General features: G+C 68.5%; 9 protein-coding genes and 1 pseudogene. 5 read left to right on the top strand and 5 right to left on the bottom strand.

The window, feature by feature from the left end:
• Positions 1–1,254, top strand: a 1,254-nt coding sequence (locus ABT048_RS40680; protein ID WP_350526691.1) for a recombinase family protein, incomplete at its 5' end; no start/stop codon positions are given.
• A gap of 411 nt (positions 1,255–1,665) precedes the next feature.
• On the opposite strand, the gene ABT048_RS40675 is transcribed toward ABT048_RS40680, so the two are convergent.
• Together ABT048_RS40675 and ABT048_RS40670 are read right to left on the bottom strand one after the other, a co-directional pair.
• Positions 1,666–2,337 (bottom strand): hypothetical protein, encoded by a 672-nt coding sequence (locus tag ABT048_RS40675; RefSeq protein ID WP_350526690.1) that lies wholly within the window; start codon positions 2,335–2,337, stop codon positions 1,666–1,668.
• Positions 2,338–2,506: 169 nt separating this feature from the next.
• Entirely contained in the window at positions 2,507–2,719 is a 213-nt protein-coding gene (locus tag ABT048_RS40670; protein WP_350526689.1) for a hypothetical protein, read from the bottom strand.
• A 1,418-nt stretch (positions 2,720–4,137) separates the two neighbouring features.
• Here ABT048_RS40670 and ABT048_RS40665 point away from each other — a divergent pair.
• Both ABT048_RS40665 and ABT048_RS40660 read left to right on the top strand, forming a co-directional pair.
• Entirely contained in the window at positions 4,138–6,159 is a 2,022-nt protein-coding gene (locus tag ABT048_RS40665; protein WP_350526688.1) for a hypothetical protein, read from the top strand.
• A 584-nt stretch (positions 6,160–6,743) separates the two neighbouring features.
• The gene (locus ABT048_RS40660; RefSeq protein ID WP_350526687.1) at positions 6,744–7,391 is read left to right on the top strand and encodes a DCL family protein; all 648 of its coding nucleotides are present in this window, start codon (positions 6,744–6,746) and stop codon (positions 7,389–7,391) included.
• A gap of 652 nt (positions 7,392–8,043) precedes the next feature.
• Here ABT048_RS40660 and ABT048_RS40655 read toward each other — a convergent pair.
• Positions 8,044–8,247: a hypothetical protein gene (locus ABT048_RS40655; RefSeq protein WP_350526686.1), complete on the bottom strand. Its 204-nt coding sequence runs from the start codon at positions 8,245–8,247 to the stop codon at positions 8,044–8,046.
• A 343-nt stretch (positions 8,248–8,590) separates the two neighbouring features.
• Between ABT048_RS40655 and ABT048_RS40650 the strand changes: the two genes are divergently transcribed.
• Together ABT048_RS40650 and cas3 are read left to right on the top strand one after the other, a co-directional pair.
• A complete protein-coding gene (locus tag ABT048_RS40650) occupies positions 8,591–9,385 on the top strand; it encodes an AfsR/SARP family transcriptional regulator (protein ID WP_350526685.1) in 795 nt (264 codons plus the stop codon).
• Positions 9,382–15,987: a CRISPR-associated helicase Cas3' gene (gene cas3 / locus ABT048_RS40645; RefSeq protein ID WP_350526684.1), complete on the top strand. Its 6,606-nt coding sequence runs from the start codon at positions 9,382–9,384 to the stop codon at positions 15,985–15,987. Before ABT048_RS40650 ends, cas3 begins: the two co-directional genes overlap by 4 nt.
• Before the next feature lie 51 nt (positions 15,988–16,038).
• Here the strand turns inward: cas3 and ABT048_RS40640 are convergent, their stop codons facing one another.
• Together ABT048_RS40640 and ABT048_RS40635 are read right to left on the bottom strand one after the other, a co-directional pair.
• Complete coding sequence (locus ABT048_RS40640; RefSeq protein ID WP_350526683.1) at positions 16,039–16,263, bottom strand: hypothetical protein; 225 nt, start codon at positions 16,261–16,263, stop codon at positions 16,039–16,041.
• 597 nt (positions 16,264–16,860) lie between these two features.
• Positions 16,861–16,996: pseudogene (locus ABT048_RS40635) on the bottom strand (exodeoxyribonuclease III); the annotation flags it as partial.
• Between the last annotated feature and the right edge of the window lie 364 nt (positions 16,997–17,360).

Raw genomic sequence — 17,360 nt, 5'->3', positions numbered from 1 at the left:
GCGGAGGAGAACCACAAGGTCCTGGTCTTCACCGACGACGGGATCACCCTGGACTACCGGGAGGGCCGCGAGTCGTCGTTCGGGAACGAGCTGGCGAAGGTGTTCCTGATGCTCGCGTCGATCTTCGCGGAGATGGAGCTCAAGCGGATCAAGGCCCGCGTCACCGCCGCCCACAAGCACCTGCGCAAGACGGACCGCTGGGCGGGCGGCCAGCCGCCGTACGGCTACCGGATTGTTGACCGCCCCGGCGGCGGCCGCACCCTCGAACCGGACCCGGTCACCTCCGAGGCCGTCCGCTACATGGGCAAGCTCCTCCTGGAAGGCCAGAGCCAGTGGATGATCGCCACGGCCCTGGAAGCCGCCGGCTTCGACACACCCGCGACCCACGCGTACAAGAACCAGGGCGACACCTATACGAGCAAGCGCAAGACTGCCCCCTCGAACCACTGGAACCCGACCAGCGTGGGCAAGATCCTGCGCTCGCCGGCGACGATGGGCCTGAAACTGACCGGCCGCTCCGTGAAGGCGCGCAAGATCGCCCGCGACGCCAAGGGCCTGCCGATCCGGATGGCCAAGCCTCTGTTCACGGAGGATGAGTGGGCCGCGGTCCAGGCTGCGATGGACGAGCGGTCCATCACGAAGGAGCGCTCGAACGGCGCTTCGCCCTGGCTGGGTGTGCCGCACTGCGACCGCTGCGGCGACCGGTTCTACCGGCAGGTGAACCTCGCCAAGAACGGAAAGATCTACGAGTACTATCGCTGCGCGAAGACGGCTGGCAAACCCGCCTGCAAGGGCCAGTCCATCAAGGGCGAGCGCGTCACAGCCGCGATCACGGACCTGGTGGAGCGCTTGGCCGGGCTGGCGATGACGGTGCGCAGGTTCATCCCCGGCGAGGACCACACCGAGCAGCTCAACCACGTCACGGCGGCCATGCGCGACCTGCGCGAGGAGAAGCGCCGCAACCTGTTCGACTACCCCGACGGCGACGACGAGTACTCCGAAGCCCTCGAAATCCTCGTCGACGAACGACGCCGCCTCGCCGCCCTCCCACAGCGCCCCTCCGCCTGGGTCGAGGTCGAGACCGGCCAAACCCTCGCCGACGCCTGGACCCACGCCGACCAGGAAAGGCGCCGCCAACTTCTCCTCGGCCTCAAAGCCCGCCTCTACATGACACCCACCATCGACGGCTGGTACCTACCAGCCGAACTCGAAGCACGCGTAGAGCAACTGCAACGCGCTGGCAGGTCGCTGTAGGTCGGGTGTCCCGGTTTGCTGTGGACCCGAAACCTCTGTGTGGGCGGGCGGACGAGAACGTCGGTGTCGCGAGTGGACGGCTTGGTGTTACTCGCCTTCAACTCCGTTCAGCCATCTCCACGTAAGGGGAGTGCATTTGAGTCATCGTCCATCCGACGGGGGTGCGAGCGTGTCACCTCCGGGCGGACGACGCGCGCGTGATGTTCGACCTCCGCCACTATGGGCCGTCTCCGCGCGGGCGGAGCAGACCATGTGACCGACCGTCGGAGCTGAAATCCGCTGGCTCACCTCCGCGCAGCTGGAGAGGACAAGAGCGGATTCTGCCCCGGTTGGTGCTCGATCGGGGCAGTTCCGCTGAGTGGGGCGGACATCGCAAGCGCTTCCATCAAGGCTGGCTGCGCACTGCGTGGGTTATACTGCGACGAACAGCTGTGGCAGCGCCTTCAGTGTTTCCCATGACTGGTTATAAGCATGAGACGGCAGTTGGTCGGCAAGGCTCTCGGTAGTTGCTCCCGCTCCTGCGGCATCTCTCACCAGCGACCAAAGACCCTCTTCGGTGTTGGTCCCCCCGTGTGCTGAAGACCAATGGCTATAACCGCGACTGTAGGTATCGAGGAACTCCTTGCGGAGGGTGCCACGGAACCTGACGCCGAGGTGGGTACTCCACGCAATGCCAAGTCCGCCTGGGGTAGACGCCTTGAGCACCCGAAGCCCATCCTCGCGCGGCTCCGTTGATGAGTGCCTCCGCAACCCGTCTGCGATGAGCGCTTCAGCGTAGAGTCCAGCCGTGGGGTGAGGGTAGTCAGCGTAGGCTGGTGCTCGGACGGCGGCCCGTCGTAGTTCTCCGTCACGTTGCCAGACAACGTGAATGTGCTCCTTGTCGTCCCCGCACTTGTCCGGGTGGTAGTTCACTCGCCCCCATGCTTCCCCTGCAATGGTGGCATCCGTGGGGTCAAGGACGGCTTCCTCCTGTAGCTGCCGAAACACCGCAAGTGTGACCTGTTTGCCGCTGATGGTCAGCGTCTTAACCTCAACGGCAGCCGTTTGGATGGTGGCGTTGTGAACGGTGAGTTGCTTGGTCACGGGCACTCCTTGGAGGGACGAACTCCTGTCCAGGATGGCCCACTTTCCGGCGTCGCGGGGCACTTCATCGAGGTACGCCGAATCGGCTACTGAACTTGAATGCGGGATGTCGGTGTCGATCAAGGGCAGTCGTTCATGTCCAGACTGGCTTGGACGAGGCAGCCATCGATCAGGTGTGGGGGTACCCGACCTCGCGCTCGGCGACACCATGTAGCTCGAGTGCCCACTCGCGTCCGCACGGCACGGCCACCAGCTGCGCCACCCGTCCGATGTCGCCCAGCGCGCCCGCGGCCACCCGCACGCCCCGGCCGCGCTCGACCTGATGGCGCAGCTGGTGGCCCACTCCATCGAGCCGTAGGACGACCGCGAGGTCCGCGAACACGCCCGTGTCCCCCTCACAGCTGGCATCGCTGCAGTACCGCCGATCGGTGAGCAGAGGGACGGGCTCATTGACGTCGGCGACCTCATGCCGATCGCATCAGCCGGCAACCGGCCAACTGAGCCCGGTGACAACCAGGAGCCGGCCTGCCGAACCCGGTCACGCCGGCACCGGAGAACCACTGCCGACCGGCGGTGCTTGCTCACCGCATACCTCGGGGCAGCGAGGCGACGCGCCTCGCGTACCGCCAAGCCGCCTGAATCGACTTGAGGCTCGGCCGCGGCTCGGCGCACGTGCCCAGGAGCTCGTCCCCTGCCCACAGCGCCGTCGTGCCCGAAGCACTGATGCGGCGCCCGGCTGCGCTGCGCATCGTTTCGGCAGGATCCGTGCACCACACAGCGCTCTGCCCGCTCCGAACGGGGAGCGGGCAGAGCACGTCCGGGGTGTGTCCGTCAGCGCCGGGAACCCAGAAGGTAGGTAATCCAGCGCCGGACTGCGCGGCGGATCCCGCCCGACGACTCAACGCCGGCATGGTCAGGCTGCTGATCGTGTCCCTGGTGCACCGTGCTGGGCCGGACCGGGGCACGCGGCCCGGGAACTGGTGCGGCCGCCGGCACTCGGCTGGCTGCCGCGGGAAGCCGAGGCGCGGGTACGCGCGGATTGCTCGCTGTCGCCGTCGGAACGGCAGAGGGGAGCGGTACGAAGGCCGGGAGGAGGACGCCGTCGAGGGTGCGCAGTGCCTCGACGGCGGTTCGTACCCGGGCTCGGTGCACGGCGGGTGCCGGGCACCGGCCGAGGTGGCGGAAGCGGGCGGTGTAGGCGGGATCGGTGCGGGGGCCGCACAGCTCTAGAGGGAGGCCGCAGGCGAGGCAGCGATAGCGCCTGGCGGCCAGCCCCCTGGGCAGCGACCTCACCACGGCGGGGGAGAAGACGAGATCGACCAGCCGACCGGCCTCGATGTCGAGCGCGACGTCACCGCAGCGGCTGCGCTCCGGCCGGCGAGTCGGCTCGCATCCCTTGGCTGCGGGGATGCCGTCGGTGCGGGTTCGCCCGCACGCCGGGCGCCCGGGGGGCACGGTAGGCACCAGTGCGAGGGGCAGCGCGAGTTGCAGGTGCGTGGGTCGGGGAGCGCTGGTTGGGCGGCGGTGGGCGGCGAGAGGGAGGGAAGGACGGCGACGCAAGGGCGGACTCCACTTCGGAGGCGGGAGCGGGCTGAGACCCAGCGTTGCCCTGCGCGGGTTGTCCGTCATGGCGCGCCGTCGTTTGCGCAGGTTGTCTGCGGACATGGCCGGACCCCGCCGGACGTGGCCGGACACCGGCGGACAACCAGCCGCCCCGAAACGAGTGCTCTGCGCCACGGCATGTGACAATCCGTATCCTTTGCGGTGCCATGTCGGCGCACCGCGAGAGGTGGGGGAGCAGTGGGCGAGACGAGAAGGCCGGGCGGACGGGGCTTCGGACAGATCCAGGCCACGACCGAAGAGGGCCGGGACCTGGCCCTGTTCCTGCGTGACCTGCTGGGCAGGACCTCCTATACCCTGCGCGACCTGGAGAAGCCGGCCTGCTTCGGTAGAACCCAACTCAGTGCGTACTTCAGCGGCGCCCAGGTACCCGAAGGGGCTTCCCTCGAGCGGATCGTGGCCTACCTCTCGCAGCCGCTGGTCCGTCAACGCAACCTTGACCGGGCCCAGGCGCTGCTCCGGCGCGTCCAGGCAGCCACCGCTGCTCCCGTTCCCGAGCAGGCGACGCCCCCCTCGGCCGAGACCGTCGACACCTCCCTAGCCGGAGCCCTCGCACGGGTGGCCGCCACCGCGCAGGACCAGGCCGCACACACGCTGGAGGAACTGACCAAGGCGCAGGCCCGCAACGACGAGCTGATCACCGAGCGGTACCAGGCGCAGCAGATGGTGGTCGCCCTCCGAGCGCTGACCGTCGACCTCCAGCGCCAGATCGACGAAACCGCCGCCCGCCACGACCCGGAAGTCGACACGCTGCTCGAGGAACTCAACGCCCAGCTCGAAGGCGTCCACGCCGAACTCGCGCGAGCCCGGACCAGCCGAGACGAGGCCGGAGAACTCGCTCAGCGCCTGCAACTGCGAATCGACGAACTCGAGGAACAGGTCGCCCTGCTGCGCCAGGGGACCGCCGCAGTGCCGGGACCCCACACCGGAGCCACCGGCCTGCCCCCGAACATGCAGGAGGCCCTGTTCCAACAGGACGTCGACCGGATGCTCCACAGCGTCCAACAGTTCCTGGACAACGGCCAGGCCGGACGCGACCACACCCGAGACGAGTGGGGACTTCCCACCACTGCCCGCACCTCATCCAGCCCCGCCACCCGCTGGCGCACCGCCGCCCGCCTGCAGACCCGGATCCTCGGCTGCACCGCGATCATCGTCGGCACCGCTGGCCGCCAACTGGCCATCCACCACGACGCGCCACCCGGCTGGCCGCCGCTGCTCACCCTCACCGCCGTCATCGGCCTGATCCTCTGCGGCGACCTCGCCGGACCTACCGTGCGAGTCGGAAAGCCACTGCTCGCGTGGCTCCTCGCACAACCCCTTGCACAACCAGTTCGGTTCAGCGCTCAGGACCTGGCCCGGTGCCTGGGCCGCGCACTGCTCGGTATCCTCCTGGCGGCTCTGTCGCTGCTCCTGGCAGTTACGGCAGGCGGGAAGTGGGCGGGCGCACTGTGGATGCTGCTCCTGCCCGCCATCGTCTGCTGTGCGGGGTTCATCGCCGCAGGAAACGACCGTGAGCTGCGGACCATTGCGCAGGAGAGGATCGGTCGCTGGGCCGCGCGCTTGCAGGCTCCGAGAACGCTCCGGGGCGCTCGCGAGATGTCCGTGCAATGGTCCGACTCCGAGTGGTTGGCGGCACGCCGGGCCGAACTGGGCCAGGCCCTGGACGGTGGGTGGAGGCAGACCGCGCTGTGGGTCAAGGCAGTGCTGGGCGTCGGGGCCCTCTACACGCTCTTCATGGCCTTCATCGCCCTGGTTCTGCTCATTCCGCTGGACGCGGTTGCCGACCCTCAGCTGCCCTACGCATCGTTCGCGAAGGCGGCCGACCTGCCGGTGCGCGCCTACCTGGCCGCCCACACTGACGGCCTTCCCGTCTCCGCCGCCGCCGTCCGCGTCGTTTGGCTCGCCGCCGGCGCTGTTCTCATCCTGATCGGCTGTGCCACCCGCAACTTCGGGGCTCGGCTGACCTGGGTGCTGTGGGGAGCGGCGACAGCAGCCATGGTCTGGTGGGGCACCGAGGGCCCGGCCCGCCAGGTGGCGACTGGACTCGCCGTCCTCTGGTGGGGTCTTGCCTCGGTGGCCGCGCTCCGCGGCATCGGGACCCGCGCCCCGTCCACAGCAGGCGGTCAGGTGATCATCAACGGCAACGTCACCGGCGAGACCACCAACATCAACGAGCACACGGCCGATCAAGGGCAGTAGGAGGAGGGCGGACGCAGCGGTCGCGTGGACGGGCCGGTAGGTCACGGGGCGAGGAATCGGTCGGTTGGCGACTGCCAGGACGATCCCCTCGTCGTCCTCACCCAAAGCGTTTCGGCCCAACACCTGACCGGCATTACCGAGCCGGCTGGACCCTGCTGCGGCAGTGCCAGGCCCCCGGCAGGGTGCAGACGGAGCGGACATCCCAGCCCGGTTGGCAGCCTCAATCTGCTGCGGGCCACCTCCGTGCAGGTGGGTAGAGCAGAAACGATCCCGCTCACGAACTCGCCCGCGGAGTTCGGGGTACCTCCGCAAAGGCGGAACTGACGACATCGTCGGCCAGGGCCGTCATATGGCTGTCGAGGTGGTCCTGACCTGCGGGGAGGCCCGGCCGTCACAGGCAGGTGGGCGTTGTCAGGATGCGGTCGAAGGAGCGGTGAGTCGGCCGGGGTACATCCGGACGGTTGGCGTGGGTACGTGAACTCCCTTATCACACCTGCGGTATTCGCTTCCGTCGTGCCGTTCGGCGGGTCCATCGTTGTGGAGGCGCCTGGATGTGGCGTGCGGATGATCAGGAGGTTGATCTGGTGGCAGTGACTTGGATTGGGCGACGTCGGTACACGACGAAGACGGCGGCCGGCGACGCAGTACGCAAGATTCTGCACGGGAACCCGATCGGCATCGAGTTGGCCGGTGAGGAGTTCGACCTGGTACGGGACCTTCTCGACATGCACCACGAGGCCGAGGAGAAGATTGGCGTAGGCGTGGCTGGTATCCGGATCGCCCCTCCGCAGAAGGGCAAATACCCCGGGTTCGAGGTGGTGCGGACGGATGGCAGCACGATCGATTTCTCTTACAAGACCTGCCTCACGACCCCGAGCCTCCGCTCCCAGGTACACAACGTGATGCAGGTGGAGATCGAGGAGAAGAAGACCGCCTACTTCGAGTCGCGTCTCGCCGCCGGGACGTTCACCTCTGACCTCTCCGGCGTGCCGCTGGATACCAGCGACACCGCCGTAAGCCACTTCCGGGGCCCGGCGTTCGCCCAGATCGCTGATGGGTTCGCCGCCGCCGAGGGCGGGTGGGAGGCCATTGAGCTGACCCCTTCGACCGACTACGGCCGCGGGCTGTTCGTCGATCGCGGCCAGGCTGACCGGTGGCGCGCGCATTGGGAGGAGCGGGCCGTCCTTGGTCTCCTGACCCAGGCGGAGAACCGCGGCCGCCCGCGTACCTGATCCCTATCCGCGGCCCCAGCCTTCTGATTGAGGGATGGGGCCGCGCTGTTGCCGATGTCGGGCGGCCGGTCGTACCGGTTGCGCACTAGGAGCGCTGCCGGTGGTCGAGGTAGGGGCAGCCGGGACAGCTCGCAGTGCGGTGACGGTGGCAGGCGCCTGCGACCGGGCGAGGTGCAAGGGGAGGGACTTCGGCCGGGCGCGCGAGGAGGACTCGGGTGGGGGAGTGCGGACTCGACGGCAGCGGAGGGGATATAGACGGGGCCGGGTGTGCGAAGCGATGGGGTGCGCCGCGCGGCTGGCCCTGATCGACAAGGCGATCCCGGACGTCCCAGGTCTCCATCCCGGGAAGCTCTCCGATCTGCAGATGCTGGGTCGTGCTCGGTGGGTGCGAGCGCACGCTCGACGAATTGACCGCGCTGCTTGGGGAGGTCGGCTTCGCTGTCACCGACGTCCAGTGCCGCAGGTCAGCCCGGACGCGTCGTGGGCCGAGGCGATGATCCAGGCTCAGGTGGACGAGATGGTGAGCGCATTGCCTGCTGGACGGGCCGCGGTTGGGCAAGGAGGTTCGTGCGGCGGGCCTCTCTGCGGGCCCGTCGACCGTTGCGGTCGGCGGGCCCACAGAGGCGATGCGCCGGGGCTGAGCGCGCGTACGTCAGCCGGTGCCGCCCCTAGGTGCGGCCATCATGGAGAAGACGTACAGGATCGTGGGCAGCGTCCCGAGGAGCGTGACGACCACGGCCAGCATGGCCACCGGGCGCCGCGCATTGCGGAGCATCCACACGAGGGAGCCCACCAGGGTGAAGAAGGCCAAGGCGACGGCCCCGGCGGTGAGCACAGCAGACATCTGAACTTGCATGTGGCTCTGTCCTTTTTGGTGCGACGTGTCCAGTCCGGTTGATATCGCAGCACACGGAGGACGGTGGAGATCCGAAGCCCCTTGGTAGGAGGGGTGACCCGTTCGGCCGTGCGACGAGGCTGACGCTAGCTCACATCACGATGCCCGCAACAGGGCTGGGGAAGCACAAGAAGGCAAGGGTCCCTCGGGCTACCACCCCCGAGGGCCCTCACCTGTGGCGACGACGGACTGGACAAGTCACACGACGTCTAAGTCGAGTATCCGGGCAAGAGCTAAACAACCGCGAAACGTCCTATCTCCAAAGGCACTTAACGATCTCTGAGTGTCCTGTTAATGTGCCAGGGTGGCGACAGATCTTCAATTCCTTCTGCTGGGTCCGGTGACCGCCCGCCGGGACGGCGTGCCGATAGCCCTGGGGCCGCCGCAACGCCGGGCCCTGTTGGCCCTGCTGCTGCTCGCCCGCGCCCAGGCCGTCCCGGTCGCGGTGATCCGGGAGCGGCTGTGGCCAGCGGGTGCACCGGCCACAGCGATCGACGCGATCCAGGTGCACGTTCATCACCTGCGTCGATGGCTCAGGGAGAGCACTCCGGTCGGTGTCCCGGTACTCGAGTTGGCCGGCTATCCGGGCCACTCGCGCGAACAGGCGAGCTACGCCCTGCACGTCGGCCCCGAGGCGGTTGATGCCCTCGTCTTCCAGCGGCGGGCCGACAGGGGGCGGGAGCTGGAGGACCAGCGCGACTACAAGGGCGCACTGGAGATGTGCATCGCGGCACAGTCCTGGTGGCGGGGCGAACCGTTGGCGGACCTGGAGCCCACGCCCTACGTATGCGCGGTCCGTCGGGGACTGGTCGACCTGTGCCAGGACGTGCGGATCCGGGCTGCCCGGGTCCGGATGAGGACCGGGGCGTTCGCCGACGCCGTCATTGATCTCCAGCGGCTCAACCTGGAACACCCGGGCAGCGACGGGATCGTGGTGCTGCTGTCGACAGCACTGTTCCTCGCGGGTTCCCACAGGCCGGCGCTGGAACTGCTCGACGAGGAGCTGAAGCGCTGGGAGCAGCAGTACGCGCGGGTTCCGGAGAAGCTGCTACGGCAGCGTGAGCTGGTCTTCTCGGGCAGGTTGGCGGAGGAGTGGTGACGATCGAAGCCCGACTGCTGGGGCCGGTGACACTGGTGGCCGATGGGGCGAGCCTGAACGCGGGGGGTGCGAAATATCGGGCACTGCTGGCTGCCCTGTTGCTGTCACCTGGGCAGCCGGTCGCCGTTGAACAGCTCGTCCTCGACATCTGGGGCGAGTCCGCCTCGGTGCGCGCCCGGGCGCAGCTGCACTCCTTGGTGAGTCGAATGCGCGCTCAACTACGCGTTTTGGACTCGGCGTTGGCCGTCAAGCGACACGTGGGGCTGGAGAGCTACTCGCTTGAGATCGCTCCTGACTCGGTGGACTCCATCCGATTCCGCGCACTGACCGCGCGCGCTCGTGAGGCCCTCGCAGACGGGCGGCCGGGGGAGGCGGCCGATCTACTCGATCGGGCCCTGGAGTGCTGGAGCGGACCGGCACTGAGCGGCGTACGGACACACGGGAGGCTGGAGGCGGAACGGAGCGGGCTGGAAGAGCTGCGCCTGGAGGCACTGGCCCTGCGCAATGACGCCGACCTGCGGATGGACCGGCCGACTGCTGCGCTTCCCGGGCTCCGCGCGCTGGTGGCCGAGTTCCCTGGACATAAAAGGTTTCGGGACCAACTGGCAGAGGCCCTGGAACGGTCCGGCCAGGTGGCTCAGGCCTGGGAGCTGCGGCAGGAGCGGCTGGGCCGTCCGGCGGAGCGGGCGGCGGTCGGGCCGGTCGAGGTGGCGTCAGGCGAATCGATCGGACGCTCGACCGCCGTGGCAGCCCAGCCCGTCGAGGCGCCCGCGTCCGGTACGTCCGCCGCGGACGTGCCGCGGATCTCACTGCTGGGGCCGGTGCGGGCCTGGCTGGGGGAGATCGAAGTCCCGCTTGGATCGCCGCAGCAGCGGGCCGTACTCGGCATACTTGCAGCGCAGGTCGGTCAGCGGGTGTCCACCCAGGAACTCGTTGAGGGTGTCTGGGGGGACCGCCCGCCACCACAAGCCATCGCAGCGGCCCGCACCTACGTCTCCCGGCTTCGGACGGTCCTGGAACCCGCACGGGAGGTGCGTCGGCCGGCCGTTCGTCTGGTCAGTGTGAGTGACGGTTACGCCCTGCTCCTACCGAAGGAGTCCGTCGATCTCCATGTGTTCGAGGACCGGCTCACCAAGGCGAGGTCGGCCCAACGGGCTGGGGAGCACGCCGCCGCCGTCCGGGCGGCGGAAGCGGCACTCGACCTGTGGCGGGGCAGTGAAGCGCTCGAGGTCGTGTTCGGTCCCCATGCCGAGATGCTGCGGTACAGGATGGGGGAGAGCCGGATCGCGGCGTACGAGCTCCGATTCACGTCCCAACTGGAGCTGGGCGGCGGTGTCGAGGCCATCGCCGAGCTGTCGCAGCTGGTGAGCCAGCACCCGCTGCGCGAGCGGCTGCGCGAGCTGCTGATGGTCGCGCTGTACCGCGCCGGGCGTCGGGCCGAGGCCCTGGGTGTCTACACCGACACCCGCAAGCTGCTGATCGATGAACTCGGTGTTGAACCGGGAGCCGGGCTGGCCGCCGTGCATGCCCGTGTCCTGGCCGGCGACCCGACGCTCCTGGAGCCGGCAAAGGCCCCTCACCCCACGGGGCCGGTGACTTCGTCGGCCCTGCGCCCCCCGGCACAACTTCCTGCGGACGTTGCGGACTTCACCGGGAACGATGTGATGGTTGACGACTTGGGTGAAGCGTTGCGAGGTGCGTCCGGACTGGCAGTGCAGGTGCAAGTGCTCTGCGGGATCGGTGGGGTGGGAAAGACCACGCTGGCCGTGCATGTCGCCCACAGCGTCAGATCCGACTTTCCGGATGGCCAGCTCTACGCGGATCTGCGCGGCACGGGTACGAATCCAGCCGATCCGGCGGCCGTGCTGGGTGACTTCCTGTACGCGTTGGGCGTGCAGGAAGCTCCGGACTCGCTCGAGCAGCGTGCGGCGCTCTTCCGCTCGATGCTGGCCGACCGGCGGATGCTCGTCGTGCTGGACAACGCCAGGGACGTCAAGCAGGTGCGGCCGCTCATTCCCGGGGTCTCAGGAAGTGCGGTCCTGGTCACCAGTCGTTCCCGGTTGGTCGGGGTGGCTGGTGCGTCCGTGTGGGACGTGGAGGAAATGACCCCCAGAGATGCTCTGGCGCTGTTCACCACGATCGTTGGGGAGGCCCGGGTCACGGCCGAGCCAGAGGCCGCCGTCGAGGTGGTCGTCGCGTGCGGGTTCCTGCCGCTCGCCGTTCGGATCGCCGCCGCGAGGCTGGCCAGTCGGCCGCGGTGGAGCGTCGCCGATCTGACGCGGCGACTGGCCGACCAGCGACGCCGACTGGACGAGCTGCAATTCGGGGGCTTGGCGGTAGGTACCACGATGGGGCTGGGGTACGACCAGCTGTCGTCCGAGGAGGCGCGTGCCTTCCGCCTACTCTCTCTGATCGACACGCCTGACCTGCCGCTCCCAGCGGTGGCAGCGCTGCTGGGCGTGGACGAGGACCGCGCCGAGGACCTGGCCGAAAGCCTGGTCGAAGCGAACATGCTGGAAGCCCATACACCTGGACGCTACCGCTTGCACGATCTGCTCCGGCTGTACGCGCAGGGGGAGAACCAGCGCATCGGTGACGCCGAGCAACAGAAAGCCGCAATGCACCGGCTGCTGGACCTCTTGCTCGCCACCGTACGCGGTGCGGTGCGGGAACTGGACCTCGGTGACGAGCTGCCCGAGCCGCTGTATGACCCGCCCGTCCCAGCCCTTGCGCTGGAGGACGGGAGCCGCGGCATCAGGGAATGGCTCAACTCCACTCGCTTGCTGACCCTTGACGCCCTCGATGCCGCGTTCTCCTGGGCCGGGCTTCCGCATCCCGCCGTGGATCTCATCGTCGAGCTGACAGAGAGCTTGGAGGACTGGGGTGCGACGCGGCGGTTGAGGTCGATCCTCGACAGTGCAGCCTCTGTGCCGCTTCATCAGGGGGATCTCGCCCTGCTCGCGAGGCTCCGGTACGTGCAGGGCATTCTGTGTTCGATGGCGGGTGAGTTCCAGGAAGCCGAAGCGGCCTATCGTGAGAGCCTGGCTCTCCTGTGGCCCGAGGACGTGACCAGAATGCGGGCACTCGTGTCCCATCGCCTCGCCCTCACGCTCAGCATTGCAGGCCGGTCCGAAGAGGCGCTTCTGCTGTACCAATCGGCGCTGGAGATCAGTCGCAGTACAGGAACCGCCGTGATCGAAATCCGGATCCTGGCGAACATGGCCAGCGAATACAGGAAATCGGGTCAGCCCGAATCCGGCCTCCAATGTGCGCAAGCGGCAGTCGAGGCCGCTCGGGCCGCGAGCCGCACGGACGTTCTCGCCCAAACGCTTTACCAGCTTGGTGTCCTGCTGGACGCGACCGGAGCGTCGGGCGAAGCCGTCAACCGGCTGAGCGAGGCGCTGACGCTGTACCGATCCGAGCAGAACCAGTTGTGGGAGGGCTACACGCTCGCCCGTCTGGCCGCCTGCCTGCTGGCCGTCGGCCGCGACCAGGACGCTGTGGACGCCGGCAGCGAGGCGCTCGCTCTCGGACAGGAACTGGACGCGCCGTACTGCCAGGGCCTCGCTGGCGCGGCGCTTGGCGAGGCCCTACTGCGGCTGGGCCAATCGACACAAGGGCTGGCCCGGCTCGAAGAGGCGCACTCGGTGTTCCTGCGGCTGGGCGTGGCGGAGAGCGTGGTCGTGAGCGAGCTCCTATGGGAGGTTGCGGCGATGGTCGATGACCGTTGGCGGTGGTATCCGCCTGAGGTCAGGGGCTGGTTGGGCGCCCTGTGGGGAAAGTCCGCGGGGCGGGCCGGGGGGACTGCCAACCTTCTGCTGTCGCACATGCTGGACACCGCCGCGGTGGCGGAGTTCGTCTGGGACGACTACCTACCACAGATGACGCGGGGGCGTCTGGACACCATCGCAGGTGGCTCGGGCAAGGGGCGGCGGCTGTTTGCCTGGTTGTGCGGGATCCATGACTGCGGCAAGGCCACTCCGGCGTTCCAGCGTCTTGATGCCGCGGGGGAGGCCGCCGTGCGGAAGGCGGGGCTCTCGTGGGACAAGTACGCGGTAAACGAAACGGCTTGGCGGCATGACAAGGCGGGCGGCCGTCTGCTGAGGGCGGTGCTCGACGAGGCGGATTGGGCGGAGGAACAGGTCGACTGGGTGTGGCCGCTCGTGGCCGGCCACCACGGGATGTTCCCCACGTTGGGGCAACTGCGTCCGCGGAAGGAAGACCTGCAGGGGAAGGGGGCCTCCTGGAAGCTGGCGCAGTCGGCACTGGTGGAGGTGTTCTCCCGAGAGATCGGCTACCAGGGCGAGTCGCCGCTTGCCGCCGTCGAACCGGCGTTGGTGCCGAGTCGCGCGGTGCAGCTCCAACTGTCCGGGTACGTGGTGATGGCGGACTGGATCGCCAGCGACGAGCGGTACTTCACAGGCGTGGCGGACCTGACGCGGGTGACGATGGCCCAGGCGCGTCAGCGGGCCGAGGCAGCGTGGTCGAGGCTTGAACTGCGTGGTGGCTGGGGAGCGATGGCAGTTCCTGGCCCGGAGGTGATTCGGGACCGCTTCGGTCACGATCCCCGGCCGTCCCAGGGGTTGGTCCTGGACGTGGTGCGTCGGATGGGCGGGCCGGGGCTGGTGATCGTCGAGGCGCCGATGGGAGAGGGGAAGACGAAGGCCGCGCTGGCTGCGGCGGAGTTGCTGGCAGCCCGGTATGGCCTGGACGGGGTGTTCCTGGGCATGCCGACCCAGGCGACGGCGGACCCGATGTTCACCCAGCTCCGGTCGTGGCTGCGCGAGGTCGGGGACGGCCTGGAGGACCAGGTCACACTGCTGCACGGCAAGCGGATGTTCAACAAGGAGTGGCGCGGCCTGCTGGAGGGCGCGGGGGAGTGGGGGCAGCACTCCGACGACCCCTTCGCATCGGTGGGCGAAGACGAGTTCGGAATGCGGACCGACTACTTCGAGGGCTATGAGGGAGGGGAGCGCAGGGCTCCGGCCGAGTGGTTCCTCGGCCGTCGTCGTGGCCTGTTGAGCCCCTTCGCGATCGGCACCGTCGATCAGATGCTGTACGCCGCCACCCGCACCGAACACGTGATGCTGCGGATGGCCGGCCTTGTGGGAAAGGTCGTGATCCTCGACGAGGTCCACACCGCTGACGTCTACATGTCGCAGTTCCTGTCGGAGGGCCTGTGGTGGCTCGGGCAGGCCGGGGTGCCGGTGGTGCTGCTGTCGGCAGCCTTGCCGCCGGACCAGCGTCGCCGGCTGGTCGCCGCCTACCTGGCCGGAACGCAGTCGGCGGAGGCTCCGGCGGTGCTCGAACTTCCGGAGCCGCAGGGCTATCCGAGCGTAACGGCGGCCTGGTGGGGACCGGACGGGAGCCCGGAGCTACTGGTTGAGACCACCCGATCCTGGCGCGATGACCTGCAGGTGCAGGTCGAGGTGCTCGACGAACCGTCGACGCGGACCGATTCCCGGGTCGCGGAGAACGACGCCGGGCCGGCGGATGCCGCCGTGGTCGACTATCTGAAGGAGCGCTTGGTCAACGGCGGGTGCGTCCTGGTCATTCGCAACACGGTGGCCCGAGCCCAGACCACGTTCGACACCCTCCGCGCGGAGTTCGGTGCCGACGTCCGACTCCTGCACGGCCGCTTGCACGCGGGCCACCAGGCGGACCGCACGCAGGAGGTGCTGAAACTCCTCGGACCGCCGGCCGAAGGGTCGGAGCGCCCCGACCGTCTGATCGTCGTCGCGACCCAGCTCGCGGAGCAGTCCTTCGACGTCGACGCCGATCTGCTGATCACCGACCTCGCACCGATGGACCTGCTCCTTCAACGCATCGGACGCCTCCACCGCCACGACGGCGTCAGGCGCCCCTCCTTGATGTCCCGGCCGACCGTTGTCGTCACCGGCATCCACCTCGCCGAGAATGGTGCGCCGCAGATCCTGGGCGCCTCCGAAGGGATTTACGGCCGCTACCTCCTGCTGCGCACGGCCGCCGAGGTGGAGCGGGTGACGGCCGGTGGGGGCACGTGGAGTATCCCCGGCCAAGTGCCCGACCTGGTCGCTCGGGTCTACGGCACGGACCCCGTCATCCTGGAGGCGTGGGGCGAGGCCGAGGCACAGGCCCGGAGGGAGTGGGAGAAGCGGCAGGCCGAGCGTCGCGCGAAGGCTGCCGAGTACGTGCTGACCCCCGCCGGGGAACATGGATCGCAGACCCTCGCCGGTCTCCACTTCGGAAACCACGGCAGCCTGGCGGAGGGACAGTTCGAAGCACTCGTCCGCGACGGGGACCGAAGCGTAGAGGTCGTCCTGGCGCGCCGCACCGAGCACGGCGTCCACGCGATGACGGGCCGCAGGCTCGGCCCGAACGGCGAGGTCACGGCCGAGCTGCTGGACGACGTGCTCTGCGGAACGGTGCGCCTGCCCACCTGCCTGACCGTGGTTGCCGAGCAGACGCTCGGTCCGCTGCCGGGCTGGCGTGACCATCCGTGGCTGCGGTACAGCCGGGCCCTCGAACTCGACGAGAACGGCGACGCGGTCCTTGGCGACTTCCAGTTGTGCTACGACGACCTGCTCGGCCTCGTGGTGAGCGGAGGACGCCTGCACCGGTAGAGCGCGTGGGCGGAACGTGTCCGCGATGCCGACAGCAGCTGACCCGACAACTCAACCGAGTGAGACGTCCAGCAGACCCGCCTGTGCCTCGACCTTCGGCAGGGTGATCTTCCCTTGATGGCTGACCTCGACTTGGTAGAACTGAGGCCCCAGAGGCACCGCGATTACCTCGACCGGAAAGACGCACCCGTCCAGGCCTTTCAGTTTTCCGGTGCCGAGCTCGCCCTTGGCGAGAACCTTGCCGCTTTCGTTGTACACCGTTACCGAGGTGCCCATTGCGATGTCGTTGTACCCGCGCGGCCTGAGCATCCGGATGCGCTGCTCGTCGCACCGCTCGTGAGCGTCATCCTCCCGTTCAGAGTAAACGCCTCGCGTCCGCCCGGCTGAGTGGTCGTCCTTGCCGCCGTGGTCGAACCGGCTGGGCCGTCAGAGGAGAGCGCCCACGCGACGCCGACTGCCCCTGCGCCCAGGACGAGGCCGGCTACGCCGGTGAACAGCCACCGCGGCACCCCTACACTCGGTCCGGCCGGCTTCTCGGTGGTCGGGGGAGGCGGCTCGGCGGCGGGCCTAGGCGACGTGGTGGTGGTTGCGTCCATGCCGGTCAGCCTTCCAGCCGCCGCGTGGCTGCATGGGCACCGGAACCGAATCGTGATCACCACACCTCGGGCCTCCGGGCGCCGCCTCAGTCAGTCAGTCAGTATCAAGACCCCGAGCTGTAGCGAAGTACTCCGCGCTCGCGGGGAGGGGTTGTACCCGCTGCGAATCCTGCTCGTTCACTCTGGCTGGTTCCCGCATGTGCGGGGCGGACCTGCTGCTGGGAGGTGGCCCGGATGTGCGGCGCACGCAGCACACCCGGGCCTGCCGCCCTGTGTGTCAGCTCTCCAGGTCGTACGCCGCCGTGACGGGTGCGTGGTCGCTCCACCGTTCGGCATGGGTTCGGCGCGTTCGACGTAGGCTTCGACGGCCTTGGCGGCGAGAGTGGGATGGCGAGCTGGAGGTCGATTCGCCATCGAGGCGTTGAGTAGAGGCTGCTGGCGCGATTGCCTTGAAGCCGTTCGCCGTACGGGTCCTGCGGCGCTCAAACCTGTGGCACAACAGATTCTGTTGGACGACGGTTCGCCTGAAACTGCTGGCGTCAGCAAGCGGCTCGACCGTGCTTGATGTGGTGATTTGAAGTAGACGCCGTTCCCCACTGGCGTACTCTCACCGGGGAGAGTACGCCAGTGGGGGCTATGGAGAATCGCCCTGGCCGATTTTGTGTTGGCGTCACAAAGCCTTAGAAGCGATTCCCAAATCGAAGGTAGGGTCACGTTTTCCCTGGTGAGGCGTGTGGTTGCCGCTCGGTAGGCATGCTCGGACCGCTGTGTTGGTGC

Source organism: Kitasatospora sp. NPDC096140 (genome assembly GCF_040303045.1).
Classification (GTDB): domain Bacteria; phylum Actinomycetota; class Actinomycetes; order Streptomycetales; family Streptomycetaceae; genus Kitasatospora.
The sequence above is the reverse complement of the archived record's forward strand: the minus strand, read 5'-3'. Positions and strand labels throughout refer to the sequence as shown.